The organism is Rhodococcus ruitaii (genome assembly GCF_055230935.1).
Window position 1 is genome coordinate 49,148 of the sequence record NZ_JBUYWC010000007.1, and the last position, 18,086, is coordinate 67,233.

20 protein-coding genes and 1 tRNA gene are annotated in these 18,086 nt (G+C 63.8%); 5 read left to right on the forward strand and 16 right to left on the reverse strand.

The genetic code is table 11. The features are described 5' to 3' along the window. Positions 1-3: 3 nt before the first annotated feature. Both ACZI8W_RS09960 and ACZI8W_RS09965 read right to left on the reverse strand, forming a co-directional pair. A complete protein-coding gene (locus ACZI8W_RS09960) occupies positions 4-498 on the reverse strand; it encodes a VOC family protein (RefSeq protein ID WP_463368332.1) in 495 nt (164 codons plus the stop codon). Between the two features lie 234 nt (positions 499-732). Further along, on the reverse strand, positions 733-1,344 hold the full coding sequence (locus ACZI8W_RS09965) for a TetR/AcrR family transcriptional regulator (RefSeq protein ID WP_463368333.1): 612 nt from the start codon (positions 1,342-1,344) through the stop codon (positions 733-735). Between the two features lie 90 nt (positions 1,345-1,434). Between ACZI8W_RS09965 and ACZI8W_RS09970 the strand changes: the two genes are divergently transcribed. Further along, entirely contained in the window at positions 1,435-2,007 is a 573-nt protein-coding gene (locus ACZI8W_RS09970) for a peroxidase-related enzyme (protein ID WP_463368334.1), read from the forward strand. Here ACZI8W_RS09970 and ACZI8W_RS09975 read toward each other — a convergent pair. Continuing rightward, a complete protein-coding gene (locus ACZI8W_RS09975) occupies positions 1,977-3,158 on the reverse strand; it encodes an AI-2E family transporter (protein ID WP_463368335.1) in 1,182 nt (393 codons plus the stop codon). The two genes, ACZI8W_RS09970 and ACZI8W_RS09975, sit on opposite strands and share 31 nt — an antisense overlap. 53 nt (positions 3,159-3,211) lie before the next feature. Beyond that, positions 3,212-4,105, reverse strand: a complete 894-nt coding sequence (locus ACZI8W_RS09980) for an alpha/beta fold hydrolase (RefSeq protein ID WP_463368336.1) — start codon at positions 4,103-4,105, stop codon at positions 3,212-3,214. Positions 4,106-4,148: 43 nt separating this feature from the next. Here ACZI8W_RS09980 and ACZI8W_RS09985 point away from each other — a divergent pair, with 43 nt between their 5' ends. Next, the gene (locus ACZI8W_RS09985) at positions 4,149-4,334 is read left to right on the forward strand and encodes a hypothetical protein (RefSeq protein ID WP_463368337.1); all 186 of its coding nucleotides are present in this window, start codon (positions 4,149-4,151) and stop codon (positions 4,332-4,334) included. A 146-nt stretch (positions 4,335-4,480) separates the two neighbouring features. Here ACZI8W_RS09985 and ACZI8W_RS09990 read toward each other — a convergent pair. The 3 genes from ACZI8W_RS09990 to ACZI8W_RS10000 form a co-directional block, all read right to left on the reverse strand. Continuing rightward, a tRNA-Met gene (locus ACZI8W_RS09990) sits at positions 4,481-4,557 on the reverse strand. A 51-nt stretch (positions 4,558-4,608) separates the two neighbouring features. Next, positions 4,609-5,316 carry a FadR/GntR family transcriptional regulator gene (locus ACZI8W_RS09995; protein WP_463368338.1) on the reverse strand — a complete coding sequence of 236 codons (708 nt, stop codon included), beginning with the start codon at positions 5,314-5,316 and terminating at the stop codon, positions 4,609-4,611. Positions 5,317-5,344: 28 nt separating this feature from the next. Beyond that, on the reverse strand, positions 5,345-7,012 hold the full coding sequence (locus ACZI8W_RS10000) for an L-lactate permease (RefSeq protein ID WP_463368339.1): 1,668 nt from the start codon (positions 7,010-7,012) through the stop codon (positions 5,345-5,347). A 204-nt stretch (positions 7,013-7,216) separates the two neighbouring features. Between ACZI8W_RS10000 and ACZI8W_RS10005 the strand changes: the two genes are divergently transcribed. Genes ACZI8W_RS10005 through ACZI8W_RS10015 form a run of 3 tightly spaced genes read left to right on the forward strand, consistent with a single transcriptional unit; the run spans position 7,217 to position 10,091 of the window. Then, a complete protein-coding gene (locus tag ACZI8W_RS10005; RefSeq protein WP_463368340.1) occupies positions 7,217-7,969 on the forward strand; it encodes a (Fe-S)-binding protein in 753 nt (250 codons plus the stop codon). Next, positions 7,966-9,474, forward strand: coding sequence for a LutB/LldF family L-lactate oxidation iron-sulfur protein (locus ACZI8W_RS10010; protein ID WP_463368341.1), 1,509 nt, complete (start codon positions 7,966-7,968; stop codon positions 9,472-9,474). Before ACZI8W_RS10005 ends, ACZI8W_RS10010 begins: the two co-directional genes overlap by 4 nt. Then, positions 9,471-10,091 (forward strand): LutC/YkgG family protein, encoded by a 621-nt coding sequence (locus ACZI8W_RS10015; RefSeq protein ID WP_463368342.1) that lies wholly within the window; start codon positions 9,471-9,473, stop codon positions 10,089-10,091. Before ACZI8W_RS10010 ends, ACZI8W_RS10015 begins: the two co-directional genes overlap by 4 nt. Before the next feature lie 99 nt (positions 10,092-10,190). Here the strand turns inward: ACZI8W_RS10015 and ACZI8W_RS10020 are convergent, their stop codons facing one another. The 9 genes from ACZI8W_RS10020 to ACZI8W_RS10060 all read right to left on the reverse strand — a co-directional run bounded on the left by ACZI8W_RS10020 (position 10,191) and on the right by ACZI8W_RS10060 (position 18,086). Further along, the gene (locus ACZI8W_RS10020) at positions 10,191-10,808 is read right to left on the reverse strand and encodes an LON peptidase substrate-binding domain-containing protein (RefSeq protein ID WP_463368343.1); all 618 of its coding nucleotides are present in this window, start codon (positions 10,806-10,808) and stop codon (positions 10,191-10,193) included. Further along, on the reverse strand, positions 10,808-11,281 hold the full coding sequence (locus ACZI8W_RS10025; RefSeq protein ID WP_463368344.1) for a DUF309 domain-containing protein: 474 nt from the start codon (positions 11,279-11,281) through the stop codon (positions 10,808-10,810). Before ACZI8W_RS10025 ends, ACZI8W_RS10020 begins: the two co-directional genes overlap by 1 nt. 155 nt (positions 11,282-11,436) lie before the next feature. Next, on the reverse strand, positions 11,437-12,024 hold the full coding sequence (locus ACZI8W_RS10030; RefSeq protein ID WP_463368345.1) for a hypothetical protein: 588 nt from the start codon (positions 12,022-12,024) through the stop codon (positions 11,437-11,439). Positions 12,025-12,031: 7 nt separating this feature from the next. Continuing rightward, positions 12,032-13,003, reverse strand: coding sequence for an MlaD family protein (locus ACZI8W_RS10035; RefSeq protein WP_463368346.1), 972 nt, complete (start codon positions 13,001-13,003; stop codon positions 12,032-12,034). Next, entirely contained in the window at positions 13,000-14,052 is a 1,053-nt protein-coding gene (locus tag ACZI8W_RS10040) for an MlaD family protein (protein WP_463368347.1), read from the reverse strand. Before ACZI8W_RS10040 ends, ACZI8W_RS10035 begins: the two co-directional genes overlap by 4 nt. Further along, entirely contained in the window at positions 14,049-15,134 is a 1,086-nt protein-coding gene (locus ACZI8W_RS10045; protein WP_463368348.1) for an MlaD family protein, read from the reverse strand. The genes ACZI8W_RS10040 and ACZI8W_RS10045 overlap by 4 nt, the downstream gene beginning before the upstream one ends. Beyond that, positions 15,134-16,108 carry an MlaD family protein gene (locus tag ACZI8W_RS10050; RefSeq protein ID WP_463368349.1) on the reverse strand — a complete coding sequence of 325 codons (975 nt, stop codon included), beginning with the start codon at positions 16,106-16,108 and terminating at the stop codon, positions 15,134-15,136. The genes ACZI8W_RS10045 and ACZI8W_RS10050 overlap by 1 nt, the downstream gene beginning before the upstream one ends. Then, complete coding sequence (locus ACZI8W_RS10055) at positions 16,093-17,094, reverse strand: MlaD family protein (RefSeq protein ID WP_463368350.1); 1,002 nt, start codon at positions 17,092-17,094, stop codon at positions 16,093-16,095. Before ACZI8W_RS10055 ends, ACZI8W_RS10050 begins: the two co-directional genes overlap by 16 nt. Then, positions 17,091-18,086 carry an MlaD family protein gene (locus ACZI8W_RS10060; protein WP_463368351.1) on the reverse strand — a complete coding sequence of 332 codons (996 nt, stop codon included), beginning with the start codon at positions 18,084-18,086 and terminating at the stop codon, positions 17,091-17,093. The genes ACZI8W_RS10055 and ACZI8W_RS10060 overlap by 4 nt, the downstream gene beginning before the upstream one ends.

The following is an 18,086-nucleotide window of genomic DNA, read 5'->3' on the forward strand; positions in this document are numbered from 1 at the left end:
TTCTCACTCATTCATGCTGTGGGGTGTTCCGAAGAATCTTGCAGCCAAGCGCTTCTCGACTGCGCTCTCGAGCAACTCGACAGTGAGGCCGAAGCGGTCTCGATGGTATGCGGTACCGGCGGGGCACCGTCCGGCGTGCACACCGCCCATCCACAGTGGCAGCCCGCGCCGTTCCAACTCCGACGATGCCTGCGCCAGGTTGTCGACGACGAAACCCAGGTGATGCACACCCGGACTCGGATGCCACACCGATGATCCGGGCACCGACCGCAGAAGTTCGACGTGTGGTGGACCCTCGATGCTCATCGCCAAGCGTTGGACGGTGTGGTGCTCCGCCCCGTCGATTCGACACCGATACTCCGTCTCACTGCCGAGGACCATCGCGAGGCCGTACGCCTCGGTGAAATGTGCGGCCGCGGCCTCGATGTCATCGACGACGATGCCGATGTGGTGCAGGCGTCCGAGGTCGAAGTCGAACACGGGGGAGTCGACCGTCACCGGGCCACCGACGTTCCCCGAGAGGCTGCAGCGAAAAGTACTGAATCCATCCTTGAATGATCGTTTAAAGATTGAGATTACGCAAGCGCCCTCGGTAGATTTATCGCAAAACACCAGGCTGAGCCCCTGTTTGAATGATCATTCAAGCAAGGCGCGTTCGAGGGCTCCTCGGGCCACGACCGGCACGCCTCGGCTCTGCTGTTTCGGGCGGGAGCAGGGGACGGTTGCGACTGGTCAGTCGGTTCGCAGGGCCATGCCGTCGAGGAACACCGACAGGCAGTCGTTCGACAACTGGTCCAGCGGATACTCACCGTCGGTGCGCCAGTAGACGCTGAACCACACTGCGTCGCGCAGGAACCGATGGAAGACCTTTGTCGGAACGTCCGTGCGGAGCACGCCCGCCCGTTTCCCCGCCTCGATCGCATCCAGCCAGAGGCCCTGAATCTGATTCGTGAGGTCGCGGGCCAATGCGTAATCGCGCACGTCTCTCAGGTTGGCGAATTCCGCGTGATAGACCTTCGTTGCATCGGGGTGCGATGCGCCGGTTGCGAGTGAGACGTTCACGATGGCGCTCAGCCGCGCCCGGGGTTCGAGGTCCTCGAGTCCTTGGTTGCGGTAGTCATTCAGGAGCGTGGACAGATACCCTGTGATGAGCTCCTTGGCGATCGCGCCCTTCGAGGGAAAGTAGTGGTAGAGCGCCCCGGGATTGAGTCCGACGCGGTCGCCGATCTCCCGAACAGACGTGGCCTCGATCCCTCGTGCTGCGAACAGTGTGGCCGCGGCTGCGAGAATCTCCGCCTTCCGTCGGTCTGGTCCGGACTTCACGGTCGATTGATCAACGCTCACTGCACCAGGCTAGCGGCGCCCCTCCCTGTAGCGAGCTATCCGCCTGAAGATCCCTGGACAGTCCGGTTAGGCTCGATTAACTTAGAGCCCATGAGTGACCGATTCCCCTTACCTGACCTCGCGGATCTGCCCGCGGACATCGTCGAACGCATTCTCGAGGTGCAGGAGAAGTCCGGGTTCATCCCCAATGTGTTTCTCGCCTTCGCTCGCCGCCCCGCCGAGTGGCGCGCATTCTTCGCCTATCACGACGCGATCATGCTGCGTGAAGATTCGGGACTCACCAAGGGCGACCGGGAGATGATCGTGACGACGATCTCGGCAGCCAACCGCTGTCTGTACTGCGTGGTCGCGCACGGGGCGATCCTTCGGATCTACGAAAAGAACCCGACGGTCGCCGACCAGGTCGCGGTCAACTATCGCACTGCCGACATCACCGAGCGTCAGCGCGCGATGCTGGACTTCGCGACGAAGGTCAACGCGCGGTCGCACGAGGTAGACGACGACGATTTTGCGGCGCTGCACGCGTATGGCTTCAGCGACGAGGATGCGTGGGACATCACGGCGATCACCGCATTCTTCGGGTTGAGCAACCGCATGGCCAGTGTCGCGGGCATGATGCCCAACCCCGAGTTCTACTTGCTGGGCCGGGTCCCGCGTTCCTGAATGCCGGAATCGGGTGGAGGACCGCTGTCGTCGCCGGACTCCTCTGTGGTTTGTTGCGTGCTGGCGTTCTGTGGCGTGTCGGGAGTATCCACTGCAAGCTCGTACCGCTTCCCGTACGACTCCGCGAGTGCCTGCAGGATCGCGACCACAGGAACCGACACCAGCGCCCCGATCGGTCCGAACAGTGTCGCGCCGACGATCACCGACCCGAATGCCACGGCGGGATGGATTGACACCGTGCGCGCGGTGATGCGTGGGTGCAGCACATAGTTCTCGACCTGTTGGTAGAGCGTGCCGAACACGACCACCCACACCCCGTCCAACGGCTGTGCTGCCGCAGCGATTATCGCGGGTAGCGCGATGGCCAGATAGGTGCCGAGCGTGGGGATGAACTGAGAGACGACACCTGTCCAGATCGCGAGCGGCAACCAGTACGGCACGCCGATGACCAGAAGGAAGATGCCGGTGAAGAAGGTGCTGACCGCCGCGAGGATCAGCCGTGAGACCACGTAGCCGCCGGCTTTGTCGACCGATGTCTCCCACACCTCCGCAATGAGCTTCTGCTGCTTTGCCGGAAACCAACTCGAGATCGTCCGCCGCATCTGCGGTCCCTCGGCCGACATGTAGAAAACGAACAGAAGAATCGTCAACAGCTGGAACAGTGAACCGACCAGGGTGCTGACCACCCCGAGCACACCCGGTGTGAATCGCGCAGCCAGATCGCGGACCGTATCAGGAGTGATGTGGAGCAGATCGTCGCCGGTCTCGAAGTTGGTGTCGAATGTTCGGTTTGCCCAGTCTGTCACCCGTGTCAGCGCGTCCGGCAACGTAGTGAGAAGCTGAGCGACCTGTTCGGCGAGGATCGCTCCGAACAACGCGAAGAATCCGACCACGAGGATGAAGAGGGTGAGCAGGACCAATCCTGTGCCGGCACCTCGCCGGATGCCGTGACGTGCGAGCAGATCGACGATCGGCTCGATGGTGATGCTGAACAACCATGCCAGGAAGAGCAGCCCGAGGAAGCCCTTGAGGTTGTGGAACAACCACCCCGACATCTGGTAGAACGCGATTGCGAGAAGCACCGCGAAGATCGTCGGGCGCAGCCAGCGAGGCGCGCGCGGACGATCGGTCGCTGTCACGTCGTTGCTCATCGCACCTCCCCGGACGATCGGCTCTGACGCGGAATCTACCCGCGAATCACCGTTTACGGAGCTGTACCGGGCTCGACGGCCTGGACGAACTGGGCTGTGAGAGCGGCCAGTTCGCCCGGGTGCGACCGCGGCGACCAGTGCCCCGCGTCGAGAGTCTCACGGCGTAGATCAGTCACCCACAGTTCGGTGTCCTCGTAGCCGACGGGGCGAACTGCACGGTCGCGCAGGTTCTGGATCAGTTGTACGGGGATATCCGTGCGACGCTCCCGTGGAGCGGCGAGGTGCCCGCGGATATTGGCTCGGTACAACTTGAGCCCGTGCACCATGTCGTCGGCAACAGTCGGTGCGAGCGGGCTGATCGCGCGGGGATCGGTCCGGTCGAAAGCGCCGACGAAACGCGGCCAGTGCCGGGAGAACCACCATCGAAGCGCGGGGACCGGGAGCCCCGGAATCCGGAAGAGGACAGTGTAGGCCGAGGCCAGCGCTTGCTCGAGTGGCCCCAGCGGGCGGACCTCCCGCAGTCGTCGTCGCATCCACATCGCCAGGTGGTCGAGGTTGGGGCCCGACACCGAGGTGTACGACGCGATCCGTGCGGCAGCGTCCGGTTCGCACACCGCTTCCCAGCTCAGCACCGCGCCCCAGTCGTGCCCGAGCAGATGCACCGGTGCGTCGGGGCTCATCGCGTTGATCACCGCGAACAGGTCGGAGGCGAGGAGTGCCAGTCGATAATCGGCGACTTTTCGGGGGACGGTGGAGGCACCGGCGCCGCGATTGTCGAACCGGATGATGCGGAATTCGTCGCGCAGATGCGGCACAACGCGATCCCACAGGACATGGGTGTCGGGCCAGCCGTGGACGAGCACGAGTGGTGGCCCGTCCGGATTGCCTTCCTCCACGACGTGCAGAGCGACCTCGCCATTGGTGACTGTCTGTGTGGCGTACGTCATCCACCCAGATTAGCGTAACGACAGGTAATAGATAATGTGGAATGTGAGTGAGCGGCCGAACCTGCCCGCGCGGAGCGCGGCGAACGCGCACGGCCAGCGCATGCACGAGGCTGTCGACATCCTGGAAGTAGCTGTTCCGACGACGGCCCCGGAAGAAATCTACGCGGTCACGCACAAGGCCCTCGCGAGCGCGGTCAAGGTCATCGCGCGCGATCCCGTCGACTCGTAGAATCCGGCCCTGGTATGCAGCAGATCTTTGGCGATTTTACGGTCCATTACGACGGTACCGTCTCGCGATGGATGCCATCGTGGGTTAAGGGTTAACGTCGTGGGCACAGCAAACCGGCCCGGACTCGAGTGAGTCCGGGCCGGTGATGGTAGCGGGGACAGGATTTGAACCTGCGACCTCTGGGTTATGAGCCCAGCGAGCTACCGAGCTGCTCCACCCCGCGTTGCCTGACCAACAGTACACGATGTTTCGGAGTGCGATGACCAGGGGTGGTCTACGACGGATCCGAGCCGAGGGTTTCGGAGTAGTACCCACGGATGTGGGCTTCGATCCGCTTCCTCGCGAGATCGGGATCACCGGCGCGCACCGCCGCGATCAGCTCGCGGTGCTCGTGTCGCAGACGACCACATGTCGTCGGCCATATCGCGAGCGGAGCTCCGGCAAGCACGTACCCCTCGATGGACTCACGCAGACCCGCCATCATCGCCGCGATGACCTGGTTCCCGGCTGCATCGGCCAGTGCGATGTGGAACTGCGAATCGAGTACCAGGAACTCGTGTGCTTCCAGCTCAGCGTCGTCCATGGCGTCGAGAAGTTCTTCGGCGTCGGCCAGATCCGGGGTGTGTGTGGCGAGCGACTGCATTACCTCGGTCTCGAGGACGAGTCGGGTCTGCACGACGTCGGCTACCGGGAAGCTCTGAGCCGCGACCTGCATCCGCATCAGCATCGTCATCCCCCCTGTGGGGCGCGACACGATCATCGCGCCCGAGGTCGGACCGGAGCCGGCCTGCGACTTGAGCAAGCCCATCGCCTCCATCACACGCAGGGCTTCCCGCACCGACGATCGCCCGACGCCGAGTTCGGCGGCGAGTACCCGTTCCCCGGGCAGACGCTGGCCAGGGGATATCTCCCCTGATACCAGCATCTGCTCGAGGTGGTTCAGGACCTGTTCCCACGCGCGCGGTTCGGGCTGTGTCGGCATAATCGGACACCCTATGTGTCGGGCCTGGTCAGGGGAGCATCCAGGACAGTACCGGCGTCGACTGCAGGTACACGAGCACGCAGAGGATCACGAGCATGCCGACGCTGTAGCCGACCACCTTGCGCAGTAGTTCGGGCTCACTGCCGGGGCGGTCCACCGCGGTGGCCGCGATGGTGAGATTCTGCGGGCTGATCAGCTTGCCGACTACACCACCGGAGGTGTTCGCCGCGACCAGTAGTGTCGGATCGATACCGGCGGTCTGGCCTGCAGCCTGCTGCAGTCGTGCGAACAGGGCGTTGGCAGAGGTGTCGGAGCCGGTGACGGCGGTGCCCAACCAGCCGAGGATCGGCGAGAACAGTGCAAAGATCGCGCCGGTGCCGGCGAGCCAGGTGCCGATGGCGACGGTCTGCCCGGACTGGTTCATCACGTACGACAAGCCCAGCACCGTCGCGACGGTGGCGATGGCCAGACGCATCTTCCATGCGGTGCTCCCGAATGTGACCACGGCGAGTCGTGCGGTCATCGGGAACTTTCCGGCGTGGTTCCATATCGCGTAGACGAGGGTGACGATGGCGCCCGAGATGAGCAAGAGCGTGCCCGGAGTGGACAGCCACGGCAGCGTGTAGATCGCGCCGGTCGAAGCCGTGCCGTCGTCGTTGAGCAGATTTCCGTACAGGCCGGGCCACTCGATCGTGATGTCGGTGGACGCCAGCCACTTCGGGATGTCGACTCCGAGTGTCCACAGCTTGGCGATGCCGAACACCACGATGACGAGCAAGTACGGGAACAGCGCGAACATCGTGCGGGCGGGGCCGATCGGTTCGGCCGATGCCTGCGAGAGCTGATCCTCGGGGGTTTGGGGAGCCCAGAAACGCAGCATGATCACCGCGGCGGCCAGGCCGACCAACGACGCGACCACGTCGGTCAGTTCGTACGAGAAGTGCGACGAGCACCAGAACTGGGCAAGCGCGAACGCGATACCGGTGACCAGCGCGATCGGCCACACCTGCTTGAATCCGCGGCGACCGTCGACGAGGAACAGCAGCAGCATCGGCACGAACAGCGCGAGCACAGGAGTTTGACGTCCGACGACCGCGGCGATCTCAGTAGCGGGAATCCCGGTGAGGTTTCCGGCGGTGGTGATCGGGATTGCCATGGCCCCGAAGGCGACCGGTGCGGTATTGGCGATCAGTACGGTGACGGCGGCGCGGATGGCGGGCATCCCGATCGCGATGAGCATGGCGCCGGTGATCGCGACCGGGGCGCCGAAGCCGGCGAGGGCCTCGAGCATGCCGCCGAAGCAGAATGCGATGAGCATCGCCTGCACGCGCATGTCGCCGCGGCCGACCGAGTTGAACACCTGGCGCAGGTCTTCGAACCGGCCGCTGACGACGGTGAGTTCATAGAACCAGATCGCCGTGACCACGATCCACATCACGGGGAACAAGCCGAATGCGATGCCCTGTAGGGCCGACAGTCCGGCGAGCGGGGCCGGCATTCCGAATCCGATCACCGCGATGATCAGGGCAACGGCGAGCGCGCCGAGCCCGGAGTACCAGGCTTTGAGCTTGAACCCGGCAAGCAGGACGAAGAAGGTCAGCAGCGGCACAACGCCGAGCAACGCGGATGCGGTGAGGCTTCCGCCGACTGCGGTGGTCGACGGGGTGAATGTCACCGCGAGCAGGTCGGTTTCCACAAGGGGTCTCCTGAGGTCGCGGCCGCTGGTGCGGCAAGGCTGTGTGGTCAGACCACGTGGTCTGACCACAGGGAAGCTACACCATGATGACGGTCACAATCGAGTTTCCGGTGTAAATCGAAAGAATTCGGCGATCGGGTGATGTCGACCACGCGCGATGAGCTATGGTGTGGTCAGACCACACAAGCCGATGCGGAGATCCCCATGCGAGTCGCGCTGTTCGCCACGTGTCTGGGCGACACGTTGTTCCCGAATGCAGTCAAATCCACTGCCCTCCTGCTGACCAGGCTCGGGCACGAGGTCGTCTTCCCCGAAGGGCAGACGTGCTGCGGTCAGATGCACGTCAACACCGGTTACCAGCCCGACGCGCTGCCCCTCGTCGAGAACTACGCCGGCACATTCGGTGACGCGTCCATCGACGCGGTCGTTGCGCCGTCCGGTTCCTGCATCGGTTCGGTACGGCACCAGCACGAAATCGTGGCATCGCGTTACGGCAGTGCGAGCCTGTGCGACGGAGTCGACACGGTCAAAGCCAAGAGCTACGAATTGTCGGAATTCCTCGTCGATGTCCTCGGCGTCACCGATGTAGGCGCCTACTTCCCCCATCGCGTGACGTACCACCCCACGTGCCACTCACTGCGAATGCTGCGCGTCGGCGACAAGCCCCTCCAGTTGCTGCGTGCGGTCCGGGAAATCGACCTGGTCGAACTCCCCGAGGCCGATTCCTGCTGCGGTTTCGGCGGTACCTTCGCGCTCAAGAACGCGGAAACCTCCACCGCGATGCTGGCGGACAAGATCCGCAACGTCTCGACCACGGGCGCCGAGTTCTGCAGCGCGAGCGATTCTTCGTGCCTGATGCACATCGGCGGTGGAATGTCGCGGTTGCAGACCGGAACCCGGACCATTCATCTGGCAGAGATTCTCTGTGCCACCGAGTCGATGGCGGTGCCCGCATGACTTCCACCACGCTCGGAGTGCCCACCGTTCCGCCGCGCGGGTTCGGTAATCTGCGCGGAACCGAGACCTTCCCGGCTGCGGCCCACCACGAACTCGCCAACGGGCAGTTGCGGCGCAACATCGGCAAGGCGACCCACACGATCCGCGCCAAGCGGCTGGCGGTCACCGGCGAAGTGCCCGATTGGGAACAACTGCGTGATGCCGGTGCTGCCGTCAAAACCGATGTGCTGAACCGGTTGCCGGAGTTGCTCGAACAGCTCGAAGCCGCGGTGACCGCGCGCGGCGGCGTTGTGCACTGGGCCACCGACGCAGCCGAGGCCAACGCCATCGTCACGAGACTCGTCCGCGAGACCGGCTCCGACGAAGTCATCAAGGTGAAGTCGATGGCAACCCAGGAGATCGGGCTCAACGAACACCTCGAAGACGAGGGGATCCACGCATACGAGACAGACCTCGCCGAACTCATCGTCCAACTGGGCCACGACAAGCCGTCACACATCCTGGTGCCGGCCATTCACCGCAACCGATCCGAAATCCGCGAAATCTTTCTGCGCGAGATGACCGACGTCGACCCAGATCTCGACGACGATCCCGCGCACCTCGCGGAAGCGGCGCGGAAATTCCTGCGTCGGAAGTTCATGACAGTTCCGGTTGCCGTGTCCGGTGCCAACTTCGGGATCGCCGAGACCGGCACACTCGCGGTCGTCGAATCCGAAGGCAACGGCCGCATGTGCCTGACCCTGCCCGACACACTCATTACCGTCATGGGTATCGAGAAGCTGCTGCCCACCTACCGCGACCTCGAAGTGTTCCTGCAGCTCCTGCCCCGATCGTCGACGGGCGAGCGGATGAACCCCTATACCTCGATGTGGACGGGTGTCACCCAAGGTGACGGGCCGCAGACCTTCCACCTCGTCCTCCTCGACAACGGACGCACCGCGACGCTCTCCGATCGAGTGGGACGCGAAGCCCTGCACTGTATCCGGTGTTCGGCATGTCTGAATGTGTGTCCTGTGTACGAACGAACCGGTGGGCACGCATACGGATCCACGTACCCGGGCCCGATCGGCGCGGTGCTCAGCCCGCAATTGGCAGGTATGAGCGAACCAGGAGACCCCAACGCGACCCTGCCGTTCGCCTCGAGCCTGTGTGGTGCGTGTTTCGACGCCTGCCCGGTGAAGATCGACATCCCTTCTCTCCTAGTCGAATTGCGGCACCAAAAGGTCGAGCAGGGCAAGTTCGGGCCGGAGGCCGCAGTGATGAAAGCGGCATCGGTGGCGATGTCGTCATCGGCGCGGTGGACTGCGGCGCAGAAGGCTGCCGGGGCGCTGCGGATCGTCGCAGGGAAGAAGGGCAAGATCTCCAACCTTCCCGGACCTCTCTCGGGGTGGACGGCAGCGCGCGACATCCCGGCGCCCCCCAAGCAGACGTTCCGGCAATGGTGGCAGTCGGAGGAGGGCGCCGCAGCGATCGCGCAGGCGCGGACGAACGGAGAGAACCGATGACGTCGCGCGAGACGATTCTGGCGCGCATCCGTGATGCCGCGACACTGGCACCGGCGGAGCCAGTGGATATTCCGCGCAGCTACCGAGCCGGCCGCACCCTCCCCGACGACGAACGCTACGAGTTGTTGGTCGACCGGCTCGTCGACTACAAGGCGAGCGTGCATCGCAGTACCGTCGACGAACTGCCCGGCACCATCGCGCGTGTGCTCTCCGAACGCGGTGTCCACCGAGTGGGAATACCTGCCGGACTCGATGTTTCGTGGTTGTCGGAGTTCGAAGGCGAGGTCGTCGTCGACAGCGCCGATGCCCCGGCATCGGACCTCGGGAACCTCGACGGTGTGGTGACAGCGTCCACGGTGTCGTGCGCAGAAACCGGCACGATCTTCCTGGACGGTAGCCCCGACCAGGGCCGTCGGGCTCTGACCCTGGTGCCCGACCTGCATGTGTGCGTGGTGCCGATGAGCACTGTCGAGGTGGGGGTGCCGGAGGCGCTGACCAGACTGGTCCCGGAGCGGCCCACCACGATGATCAGCGGGCCGTCGGCGACATCGGACATCGAACTCGAACGTGTCGAGGGGGTACACGGCCCGCGGACCCTCGACGTCGTGATCGTGTGACCGCCTCGGCGGTGCCATGCTGCGCGCCTGGCGGACAGATACACGACGTTGGCGTGGGCGGATCAGTCTGCAGTATTCGCGGTTGTCCTGAGGGTCCGGTCAGCCGTTCTTCAGCCGCCACTCCGCGAGGTCGCTCGTGCTCGAGATGGATTCGATGAGCGAAGCGAGTCTCTCCTCAGGGCCTGGCGCGCTGAGTATCGCGTACCGGTCGGCATCGCCCATCGGAATGTGGCGAGCGAGAGCGAAGAGTCGGGCGCCGGGATCGGTCGGAAGATCGTCCGGCGGGGGCGATGCGCGACCCTCGGTGAGTCTGTCGAGCAGGCCGTAGAGCCTGCCCAGATGCACATCGAGTTCGCTCAGATCCACGTCGGCGGAGCCGGTATCAGGCCATGCCTCGACCTCTGCGCGTGGATACGGATCGTCGGGAAGCCATTCGAGAATGCGAATACGCTCTTCGGCGATGCATTCCAGTGTGTGCCGCCCGCCGCCGAGCTCGTTGTCGACCAGGATACGGGCCACGGTGCCGACGTCGGTGCGCTGGTCTCCTCCACCCACCTCGTGTCCGCGGGAGATGAGCACGACCCCGAAGCGTGGGCCGCCGGGTGCAGCCATGCAGTCGCGGACCAGTTCTTGATACCGCGGCTCGAACACCCGCAGGGGAAGGTGATCCCCGGGAATCAGTACTGTACCCAACGGAAACATGGGGAGTATCGGCATCAGGGCATCCTCAACCGTGGTGTCGGGGGTTCGGGGATCGGGCCGCCGCGCTCGATCTCGGTGAGCAGATGGTCGGCCCAAGCGGAGAGCCCGTCGATGTCGAGACCGTGTGGCGGCACGTCCTCGTAATGACGAATCCGCGCTTGCCCCTGCTGTAGTAGCGACGTCGCGCCCTTCGGGTTGCCGCGCAGCAGGTGGGTGAGGCCGACGGAAAGCTGGGCGAGACCCTGCCACAGGGGGCGATCCTCGGGTTCACAGGACTTCCAGACCGACTCGAACACCTCGTGGGCGTGGAACGGGTAACCGTGGTCGAAGAGTCGTTGACCTTCGGTGATCGCTTCGTCGGGGTCGAACTGTGCGTCTTCTGGGATTCCCTCGACTCCCTCTTCGCCGTAGGGGAGGGGGCGACCCAGTGCGTCGCGAGGTCGCGCGTTCTGCGGTTTCCCGTCCGAGGTCCGGTCCCGATCCGACATGAATCCAGGTTAGTCCACCGTGAGTGCCCGGCGGCAGTGGTCATCAGTTCCCGCGCGCGTCTCAGCTTCCCGCGTAAGTTGTAACCATCGCGGGAAGCTGGCCGGCGCGCGGGAAGGCGGCGGGAGCACATGGGTGGTTCGCTTGGACCACACCATCAATTCGGCAGAACGCCGCCGTCGATGCCGCCCACGTCGGTGATCACCCAGTCCGCGTTGCTGTCGACGGTGATGGTGTAGGTCACCGTCGTCTTCGCACCCTGCGGTGCCTGCTTACTGGTGGAGGACACGGACACGAACGTGTCCACCGTGTACACGCCGTCGGATTCGGATCGGACTTTCGCGGTGATCGGAGTTGCCGTCGAGGTCCAGTTCAGCGGTACGAGAATCTCTTGAAGCGATGGTGCCGTCGACTCGAACTTCGCCGAGAGTTCCGGCGAGGTAGTGTTCCCGAGTCGATCGAACCAGCTCTGGATATCTCGATAGTCTGTGGTGGCAGCGCCGACGGCATAATCTGTCGCGACCTGTTCTGCACGCGCCCGGTTCTGTGCGTTGTGTTCGGCGGCGTCGATTGTCGAAGCGGCAGAGAAGTACATGACCGCGAACACGATGCTGCAGGCAGCGAGGGCGATCACGATCAGGCCGGCGACGACCGTCGACAGCGATACCTGTCGGCGAGACGGGTCGCCGGCAGTGGATGCCTCGTTGACGTCGCTGTTGTTGTCGGTCAGTGAAGACGTACCCATGATCTCCTCAATTCTCAGACGTCCGGACGTCGATCCGGAGGTGGACAGTGCCGTCGTCGCCCACTGTTCCGAGGGCTTGCGTCACGAGGTCGCCGATATCGAGTGATCCGATTCGGTCTGCTGCGTCGTTCACGACCGGTTGGAGGACCGGTGTGAGTGCGGACAGTTCAGGGCCGATTTCGACCAGTAGGTCGTTGAGGGTGTGGAGCGTGGGGAGCAGACCGTCGCCGGTGACGTAGCTGTCCGGGTCACGCTGCTCGGCGAGCAGAGCCATCTCGTGAGCCAGCGGAGCGATCACTTCGGCACCCACCGACGCCCATGCTGGTCCGCCTGCCTCGAGTGTCGGTCCGAGCCAGTCGAGGTCGTCGCCCATCGATTGGATATCGCCGAGGAGCGACTCGAACTCCGGGTTGCGTAGCAACAGGGTCTCGGCCAGCAGACGCATCGACCGTTGAAGCGTCGGCATCACATCTTCCGTCCCGCCCAGTGCGGTGTTGAAAGTTCCTACCAGGCGCCCGATGACCTCGGGGTCGAACTGCTCGATCAGAGTGACTGCGCGCGAGACGGCCGCCGATACGGTGACCGGGCCGTCCTCGTCGCGAGTGTCGATACGAGCGTCGTCCTCCAGGTAGGGGCCGCCGCCCTCCCGCGGGGAGAACTGCAGGTACGGCTCCCCGAGAGCAGACAGCGTCTCGACGACCAGCGCGCTGTTGACAGGAATCGGATGACTCTCGTTGTACCGGATGACCACTTCGGCCCCCTGTCCACCAACTCCCACCGCGGTGACCTGGCCGATTTCGTACCCGACGAGCAGAACCGGTGAGTTCACCGAGAGGCCGCCGGAGTCGTTCAGCAGAATCGTCGCTTCCCGATAGTCCCGAAACGGATTCGTCTGGAGGACTCCGAAAACCAGATACGCCACGCCGAATACGAGCACGGCTGCGATGGTCGCGAGAGAGAGCGCGGATTTTCTGTTCATTGCACCAATCCCAGCATGTGGAGAGCCTGGACGATCTGGCGCGCTTGCTGATCCGCGGAGTAGGTGACCGGGACCGGACCGTCGACGGTGACCTGCGTGAGGTCGACTTTCGCTCCGGTCGTGACGAACGGAATGAGGTCGCTGTGAAGGAGATCGATGAGCCGGCTCATCGTAGCGGGGTTACTCGTGTCTGCAGGGCTCGGACCGAACAGGGCCGGCATCGTCACGCTCACCACCTCATTCATCGAGCCGAGCAGTGGTGCCAGCCACTGGGCGGGGGGTGCTATCTGGCCGAGATCGGTGAGGATGAACAGGATTCCGACTACGGAGGTCATCGCTTCGGTCGTGTGTTGAACACCGTGTTCTGACATCAGAGCGGAGAGCGTCTCGTCTTCGTCGATGACCGTCTGCGCAGTGGCATCGATGCCGTCGAGCAACGTATCGACCGCGTCCTGGTGTGCCGCGATGTCGTCGAGGTTGGTGCCGAGCGAGTCGAAAATCTGCGCTGTCCGTGCAGTGTCGTCGGGGAAGGCGCGGTTCACCTCGCGGACGGTGGCCAGGAAATTGGTGATGGTCCCGTTTCCCGTCGCCGTTGCCAAACCTGCCAGTGTGTCTTCGATCTGTGGGGCCTGGGTTGTGCGTTCGAGTGGGATCGTCGAACCCGGAGCGAGAGGGGGCCCGTCGGGGTCGATGTCGGAGATCAGTGCAACGTGCACATCTGCCAACGGGGCGGGTTGCCGCAGTGTGGCCTTCACCCCGGCCGGCAGATCTACACCGACGTCGATCTCCACGTCGGCCAGTACGAACCCGGCGTCGTCGATGTGCACGCCGGTGAGCTGTCCGACGCGAACTCCGTTGGACATGACGGGCGCACCCGCCGGGAGGTTGAGTACGTCAGAGAACTGGATCTGCAGGGGGTAGGTGTCACTCGACGACGCCAGGAACGGTACCGTGAGTGAACCGCATCCCGCCGCGCCCGCGGTGACGAGTGCGCAGGTCACCACTGTTGCGGCAGAACGCAGCACTCGGTGCCGAATCGTGTCGATCATTGCGGCACCCCTTGGGTGAGGAGGTCGGGGAGAAGCGCGGTCAGCGGCCCAGCTGCCTCGCACGCTTCGCCCGCTAACGAGCACAACGTTTCGGTCACCTCGTCGGGTAGGGCGTTCGGTGGTGGTGTGTAAGACAGGCCGAGGTGCCCGGTGGTGGGGTCGATGGCCTGCTCGAACGCGCCCGTGTACACCGGGAGGAGTTGTAGGACCTCACTCAGCGAGTACACACCTGCGCTGATCATCTGGGGGAGATTCCGGTTGGCGTCCACGTTGCGGATGATGGTGCCGCCGAAGAGGGTGGTGACGTCGTTGACTTGAGGCAGCACGTATCTGAGCCGTTCGACGATGTCGACAGCTGGACTGATGAGCAGTTCCTCGACCGCGACAAGTGTGCCGGGGAGACGGGTGAGCATCAGTTTCATCTGGGGCCAGTAACCCTCCACCTTGTCGGCGAGCTCGGAAAGGACGCCGATGAGGTTTCCAATTCGCCCGACAGCTGCGTCAGGAGAATTCAGTGCACGCGCGAGTTCCCGGACAACCCGGTTGATGTCGTCACCGGTGCCGTCGGTCCCGTCGGCGAGTGCGGACAGGCCGTCAGCGAGGTCTTGTGTTTGGGAGGGACCTCCGTTCATCTCGTCGGAAAGGTCGGACAATGCTGTGAGTGTGGCGGTCATCGACTTGGGTGTTGCAGTCGAGGTGATGCACGCGCTGTTGTCCCATGACGGTGAACCCTCTGGAGGCTGGTTTCCCACGAGGGCAAGGCGCCGGTCGGCGATCAAGGTTTGGGAGAGCGTGGTTGCACCGACATCCGGCGGCAGTCGACGATCCGCACGAATCTCGAATTCCACCCGAGCACGGGTGCCTTCGGGAACTATGCGCGTCACGGTTCCGACGGGCACTCCGAGGACCGTGACGGAACTGCCGGTGAACAGGCCGATGCTGTCGGGCATCAGTGCACAGTACGAACGTGTGTCGTTCGTTGGGGCGATGACCCGGTAAGTGACGCCGAACAGTGTGATCACCGACAGTATCGCGACAGCAACGATGACGAACCGGCGTGAGGGAGAGAAAGTCGCGATCATCAGCACGGCCTTTCGGGCAGCGGAACGCAGATCGTCACTTCGCGTGCCTGTCCGCTCAGCGGCTCCAGTCGGCTTCCGAGGGCCCGTGCGGATTCGAGGAATTCGGTCAACCGGGACTGCAGGTCCTCGAGAGGCGGAATCGTTTCGGTGAGCTCGACGATTCGGGGTCGGAGTTCGCTGTCCCAGTGTGTCCCGAGGGGAGCCAGTCTCTCGAGCATTCGCGCGACGGTACCGAGCGCACTTCCGACCGATGCGAGGCTCTGCTCGGCCATGTCCTCCATGAGGATCCAGGAGTCGATGATCTGGCGCACCGAGGCGCGGTTCTCGTTGAGGGCGGTCAGGTACTCGTCTGCCATGGCAAGGGTGCGCGACACATCGGCGCTTTGCTTGTTCAGCACTTCGACGACACTGTCCGTTGCGGTGACCAACTCGCGCAGTGCGTCCGGTGCGTTCTCGAGTGACGTACCGAGTTCGGCGAACGTCTCTCGGAACGTGGCGCCGTCGATCTCGTCTATGGGTGTCACGGCATCCTGGAACAGTTCGGGAAGATTGTAGGGGGTCTGGATCGGATGCTGAATCCTATTGCTGTTGAGCGGAGATGCCCCCGCCGGAGTGAGCGCGAGATAGTTGCCACCGACGACTGTCAGCATCCTGACCGACGCCGTCGATTCTGACCCGACGAAGACGTCGGTCGATATGTCGAAGCGAACGAGCACGTGGTCGTCCGCGAGTTCGACTGCACTGACCTTACCCACGGGAATTCCTGCTACACGAACGTCGTCGCCGGAGCTGATCGCGCCCGCGTCGTATGTCGTTGCTGTATAGGTAGTGGTCCCCGTACCTGCGAACGACGTAGAAACCACGACGAGTCCTCCCACGACGAGTAGTGCGAGGCCGATCAGTCCCCATCTGAAGTCCGAGATCTCCTGTGGTGCAGCGGACCGCCCTTTCCTGAACATCATGATGCGCTGCACAGGATTATCCTCTGTCCACCGAGAAGCACGGAGATCTCCGGTCCGGGAGCCGATTCGCCGTTCGAGCACTGCAGCCGACCGGCAGATGGGGTGAGTGCAGTCAATGTCTGCAGGACACCGGGAAGTCGGTCGAGTGTTTCGACGGCCAGCGTGGCGTCGGAGAAGGCATTGTCGATCAGAGTATTCAACGGTTGATGCGGATCACCGTGGAGGCCGGCACTGGCGAGCATCGAGTCCAGCGGGTCGAGGATCGGTGGTATCTGTGCGGCGAAGCTGATCAGACCGGGGAGCTTCTCCTGCAGGCTTTTGAACAACCGGGTGAGTTCGGTGATCAGCTTCATTGCGTGCCCGGACTTTCCTCCCAGTTGCTCGGAGACCGTCGACAGGTTCCGCACCAGGACGGAGATGACTTCCTGGCGGTCGGCGGTGTAGATGCTCAACTCCTCGATCGCATCGAGCGCCGGTCCGATGCCTGCCCCTTCGCCCTCGACGACGGCGAGTAGGCTGCCTGTGAACTTGTTGAGTTCTTCGGGTGAAAGGTCTCTGAGGATCGGTTGCAGACCGTTGAACAGCGTGGTGACGTCGAATGACGGGACGGTGTTTTCCGTGCCGATCACCGCACCGGGCTCGAATGCTGTACCGGCTTGCTCGGGTTGCTGAACGTCGAGATAGCGTTGTCCTGTGAGGTTTTGATAGCGGATCGCGAGTTGTCCGTTCGTGGATACCGGCTGGTCACGGTCGACCGTGAAGACGACGCGTGCCTGAGCGCCGTCCAATGCCATCGATTCCACCTTGCCTACCGACACCCCGAACCGGCGGACATCGTCGCCCGGATGCAAGCCGTTGGCATCTACGAATAGAGCTGTGTAGGTGTGTGTTTCGGCGTTGACGGGTTGCTCTATCGTGCGTAGTACGATCGCGAGCACTGCGATCATCGCCCCCGCGAATGCCACGACCCCGAGCAGTGTGCGACCCATCGGCTTCATCGATCACCACCGCCGATCCCGAGTGCGAGCCGCAGGACAGGCCCGGCAGGTGAGTCGGCGAACGCCGCATCGAGACGATCGACGAGCTGTCCGAGATCGCCGGGGGTTGCGGCGGTACCGGAGGTTGCCACCGCGTCGAGGAGGGGCACGGGCAGCGTCGCAAGCCCTTGATAGTCGGGCTGCAACGTGGTCAAGAGGTGGGCAATGGACGGAATCAGCTGTTGACCGAGCATACTCACGGTCTTGTCGAACTTCTCGCGATTCTCGGGGACCGTGAGGTACGGCTCGTTGTAGACGGAGTCGAGGAGGACCAGGCCGCCGTGAAGGGTGGACGGTAGCCCCAGAAACGTGTCGCCGAGCCCCTGGATGATCCCGGAGTACGGCATGACCTGGGTCCTTTCGATCGATTCGACCGTCGCGATGATCGCCTCCAACAGGGGTGTGAACGCACGGGTTTCGCGAGCAAGCGTGCCGGCCAGTTCGGCGAGCTCGGGCGTCAGCACCTCGTTGGTGAGCCCGCCGAGTGAGTTGAGGAATGCGGACGTGGTGGCATCGTGAACTCGGTCTGAGTCCGGGCCGGTGAGGTCGAGTTCATCGCCGTTCTGCAGCGGACTGCCACCGCTCTGCTCGAGGAGCGTGATCTGCGTTATTCCGAAGAGATTGGACGGGCTGTAGTCGATGGACAGTGCGCTCGTGAGGCCGGCGACGGCGGAAGAGTCGAGCTCGAGGCGGACGTACTGCCCGGCCGCGGCACGCTCGATCGCTGTCACCGTTCCGACCGTGACGCCGTGTCGGCGGACTTCGGTGCCGGATGCGATACCTTCGCCTACGGTTTCGGTGACCAGTGTGACGTCCATGGCGCCGGGATCAGTGTCGTCCGGCAGTGCGATCCAACCGAGTAGCCCGATGAGTATCACGCCGACCGCGATGACGCCTGTCGTTCGAGCGGTGCGCGGCGACGTCGATGCTCCGGGGAGACCATATGCAGGCAA

Coding starts and splice junctions, on each gene's coding strand:
- ACZI8W_RS09970 (WP_463368334.1), top strand. CDS start 1,435: ATGAGTGACCGATTCCCCTTACCTGACCTCGCGGATCTGCCCGCGGAC.
- ACZI8W_RS09975 (WP_463368335.1), bottom strand. CDS start 3,158: ATGAGCAACGACGTGACAGCGACCGATCGTCCGCGCGCGCCTCGCTGG.
- ACZI8W_RS09980 (WP_463368336.1), bottom strand. CDS start 4,105: ATGACGTACGCCACACAGACAGTCACCAATGGCGAGGTCGCTCTGCAC.
- ACZI8W_RS09995 (WP_463368338.1), bottom strand. CDS start 5,316: ATGCCGACACAGCCCGAACCGCGCGCGTGGGAACAGGTCCTGAACCAC.
- ACZI8W_RS10005 (WP_463368340.1), top strand. CDS start 7,217: ATGCGAGTCGCGCTGTTCGCCACGTGTCTGGGCGACACGTTGTTCCCG.
- ACZI8W_RS10010 (WP_463368341.1), top strand. CDS start 7,966: ATGACTTCCACCACGCTCGGAGTGCCCACCGTTCCGCCGCGCGGGTTC.
- ACZI8W_RS10015 (WP_463368342.1), top strand. CDS start 9,471: ATGACGTCGCGCGAGACGATTCTGGCGCGCATCCGTGATGCCGCGACA.
- ACZI8W_RS10020 (WP_463368343.1), bottom strand. CDS start 10,808: ATGCCGATACTCCCCATGTTTCCGTTGGGTACAGTACTGATTCCCGGG.
- ACZI8W_RS10025 (WP_463368344.1), bottom strand. CDS start 11,281: ATGTCGGATCGGGACCGGACCTCGGACGGGAAACCGCAGAACGCGCGA.
- ACZI8W_RS10030 (WP_463368345.1), bottom strand. CDS start 12,024: ATGGGTACGTCTTCACTGACCGACAACAACAGCGACGTCAACGAGGCA.
- ACZI8W_RS10035 (WP_463368346.1), bottom strand. CDS start 13,003: ATGAACAGAAAATCCGCGCTCTCTCTCGCGACCATCGCAGCCGTGCTC.
- ACZI8W_RS10040 (WP_463368347.1), bottom strand. CDS start 14,052: ATGATCGACACGATTCGGCACCGAGTGCTGCGTTCTGCCGCAACAGTG.
- ACZI8W_RS10045 (WP_463368348.1), bottom strand. CDS start 15,134: ATGATCGCGACTTTCTCTCCCTCACGCCGGTTCGTCATCGTTGCTGTC.
- ACZI8W_RS10055 (WP_463368350.1), bottom strand. CDS start 17,094: ATGAAGCCGATGGGTCGCACACTGCTCGGGGTCGTGGCATTCGCGGGG.